This is a genomic window from Noviherbaspirillum sp., assembly GCF_036846085.1.
Lineage (GTDB): Bacteria > Pseudomonadota > Gammaproteobacteria > Burkholderiales > Burkholderiaceae_D > Noviherbaspirillum.
Window position 1 is genome coordinate 1 of the sequence record NZ_DAIUCO010000368.1, and the last position, 3685, is coordinate 3685.

The 3685-nt window shown below is 62.0% G+C and carries 2 protein-coding genes; both read right to left on the bottom strand.

The window, feature by feature from the left end; genetic code table 11:
* Positions 1–345 precede the first annotated feature (345 nt).
* Positions 346–2235: a propionate--CoA ligase gene (locus V7080_RS24745; RefSeq protein WP_334191034.1), complete on the bottom strand. Its 1890-nt coding sequence runs from the start codon at positions 2233–2235 to the stop codon at positions 346–348.
* Positions 2236–2512: 277 nt separating this feature from the next.
* The coding region (gene prpF / locus V7080_RS24750; protein ID WP_334191035.1) for a 2-methylaconitate cis-trans isomerase PrpF at positions 2513–3685 on the bottom strand (1173 nt) is incomplete at its 5' end.

The window sequence follows — 3685 nt, forward strand, 5'->3', positions numbered from 1 at the left end:
AGCGAAATTTGTCTGAGCCGCAGGCGAGTTTATTTCGCTTCCCGTTTCAGCACTTCCCCTTTTGGGAACCCCGAAGGGGCGTCGACTGCGGGGTCGCCTTTTTTGCCTTCTTTTTTGGCGAAGCAAAAAAGAAGGTGGCCCGCCGGGGCCAGTCCCGGCTAGTCTCTTCGAAGAGCCACATGCGTTGCAGCACCGGAGAGACTCCGGAATCCTGGATTCCCCCTTGCAGGGCGCGCACTGGCTTGCAAGCCAGTGCCGTTTTGAATTCGGACAGCGTGCTGTCCGAATTCCCTTCAAAACCCTACGCGGGAATGACAAGCGAATGGCACCACCGAAGAAAAAACATCACCCCCTCAAAACACTCCGAATCTGCTCCAGCGACCCCGGATCCTCAATCGTCGTCAAATCCCCGGGATCCCGCCCTTCACAAATCGCCTGGATCGACCGCCGCAGCAACTTCCCCGACCGCGTCTTCGGTAGCAAGGTAACAAAATACACCCGAGCCGGCCGCGCCACCGAGCCCAGCGACTTGTCCACCACCGCCATCACCTCGCCCTCCAGCGCCAGCCGGCCTTCGGACGTCGCAATCGCCTCCGCATTCTTCGGAATCGCAAACGCCACCGCCACCTGCCCCTTCAACTTGTCTTCAATCCCGACGACCGCCACCTCCGACACATTCGGATGGCTGGAAATACTCTCCTCGATCTCGCGTGTGCCAAGACGGTGCCCGGCGACATTGATGACATCATCGGTGCGCCCGAGGATGAAGTAGTACCCGTCCTGATCGCGGATGCCCCAGTCGAAGGTGGAGTACACCTGTTCGTTGGCGAAGTTGGACCAGTAGGTGTTGACGAAACGGGCATCGTCGCCGTACACCGTCTGCATGCAGCCGGGCGGCAGAGGACCGTCGATCACCACGACGCCCTTCTCGTTCGCACCGCAGACCGCACCGGTGGATTCATTCAGGATCTTGACCTTGTAGCCGTGCATCGGTACGCCAGGGCTGCCGAGGCGGGTCGGCTTGTCTTCCACGCCCTTGGCGACCGACAGGATCGGCCAGCCGGTTTCGGTTTGCCAGTAGTTGTCGATGACCGGCACGCCGAGAGCGGACGCGATCCACTCCGAGGTGGTTTCATCCAGCGGCTCGCCGGCAAGGTACAGTGCCTTCAGCGACGACAGGTCGTATTTCTGCAGGAATTCCTGCGGCTGCTTCTTGAGCACCCGCACCGCTGTCGGCGCGGAGAACATGCGCGTGACCTTGTACTTTTCCACCAGGCGCCACCAGATGCCCGCATCCGGCCTGATCGGCAGGCCTTCATACATGATGGTCGCCATGCCGGCGATTAACGGGCCATAGACGATGTAGGAATGGCCGACCACCCAGCCGATGTCCGATGTCGAAAAATATGTCTCGCCGACATTGCCGCAAAAGATATGCTGCATCGACGACGCCAGCGCAACCGCGTAGCCGCCGACATCACGCTGCACGCCCTTCGGCTTGCCGGTGGTGCCGGAGGTGTAGAGCACATAGGACATCTCGTTCGACTCCAGCCAGGTCACCGGCACGTCGGCATGGAAATAGCGCTCCCGTGCCGCCGCGTAATCGATGTCGCGCCCGGCCTTCCGGTCCATCGGCATCAGGCCGCGGTCGACCAGGATCACATGCGCCGGCTTGTGCTGTGCGATCTCGATCGCCTGGTCCAGCAGCGGCTTGTAGGCGAGGCTCTTGCCGCCGCGCGAGCCGGCATCCGCGGAGATCACGAGCTTGGGCTTGGCGTCGTCTATTCGGGTGGCTAGACTATTGGACGCAAAGCCGCCGAACACCACCGAATGAATCGCACCGATGCGTGCGCACGCCAGCATCGCGAATGCCGCTTCGGCGATCATCGGCATGTAGATGAGGACCCGGTCGCCACGCGTTACGCCCAGCGAGCGCATGATCGCCGCCATGCGCACGACCTCGGACTGCAGCTCGCGGAAGGAATAGACTTTTTCGGTATCGGTTTCGGTCGACACCATGATCAGCGCAGGTTCGTCGCCACGCGTCGCCACCCAGCGATCGACTGCGTTATGACACAGGTTGGTTTCGCCGCCGACGAACCATTTCGCGAACGGCGGACGGGAGTAGTCCAGCACCTGGCTGAACGGCTTATGCCAGTCGATCAGCCGGGCCTCATTGGCCCAGAACGTCTGCGGATCATCGATCGATTGCCGGTAGAACTCTGCAAAATTCATGGCGTCTCCGTGTCGTTATGAATAGCGGGCCGGGCAGGACGAAGTGCCACGTGTCTGGACACTGCAGCCCGTATATCTCGATTTTTGCCCGGCTGACTTACTCCCTACTTACGGGGGTGGAAAGCGAAGGCCCCATACTGCCGCCTCTTGTTGCCGCTTGGAAAAGAACCGGCATGTACCGCCACCACTTTTAATATCGATTGGCCCGGGCGATGGAAAGACTGGCGCTCTTTCCATCGCGGGATGATCGACATGCGCGCCGGGGCTCGCGGTGATGTCAGAAGGTATCGCCCGGCACACGCACCCAGCCTTCCATCAACACCCGCGCGCTGCGGCTCATGACGGCCTTCTTTACCACCCATTCGCCATCGATCTGCGCGGCTTCCGCGCCGACCCGCAGGGTCCCGGATGGATGGCCGAAACGCACCGCATCACGGGAACGGCCGCCGGCCGCAAGACTGACCAGCGTGCCCGGTATCGCGGCAGCGGTCCCGATCGCGACGGCCGCGGTGCCCATCATCGCGTGATGCAGCTTGCCCATGGAGAGTGCGCGCACAAGCAGGTCGATCTCGCCGGCGGCAACCTGCTTGCCGCTGGAGGAGACATAATCGGCGGGCTTGGCGACGAAGGCGATTTTCGGTGTGTGCTGCCGCTTTACCGCTTCCTCGATGTGCCTGATCAGGCCCATGCGCATCGCGCCGTGGGCACGGATCGTCTCGAACATCGCGAGCGCCTTGGGATCGCCGTTGATCGCATCCTGCAGTTCAGTACCGGTATAGCCGATGTCTTCCGCATTCACGAAGATGGTGGGGATGCCGGCGTTGATCATGGTGGCCTTGAGCGTGCCGATGCCGGGCACTTCCAGGTCATCGACCAGGTTGCCGGTGGGGAACATCGATCCGCCCGCGCCCTCCTCTTCAGCCGCCGGGTCCATGAATTCGAGCTGCACTTCGGCGGCGGGAAAGGTCACGCCGTCGAGTTCGAAGTCGCCGGTTTCCTGTACTTCGCCGTTGGTGATCGGCACATGCGCGATGATGGTCTTGCCGATGTTGGCCTGCCAGATGCGCACGGTGGCCATGCCATCCTTCGGAATCCGGCTCGCATCGATGAAACCGTTGCTGATGGCGAAGGGCCCGATGGCCGACGAGAGATTGCCGCAGTTGCCGCTCCAGTCCACGTAGGCGCTATCGATCGCAACCTGGCCGAACAGATAGTCGACGTCGTGGTCCGGCTTGCTGCTTTTGGACACGATGACCGTCTTGCTCGTGCTGGAGGTCGCGCCGCCCATGCCGTCGATCTGCTTGCCGTACGGGTCGGGGCTGCCGATGACGCGCATCAGCAGCGCGTCGCGTGCGGGGCCGGGAATCTGGGCGGCTTCGGGAAGGTCCTGCAGGCGGAAGAAGACGCCTTTGCTGGTACCGCCTCGGATGTAGGTTGCAGGGATTTTGAT

Excerpts from the sequence above, each read along its gene's own strand:
- V7080_RS24745 (WP_334191034.1), bottom strand. The coding sequence starts at position 2,235 with ATGAATTTTGCAGAGTTCTACCGGCAATCGATCGATGATCCGCAGACG.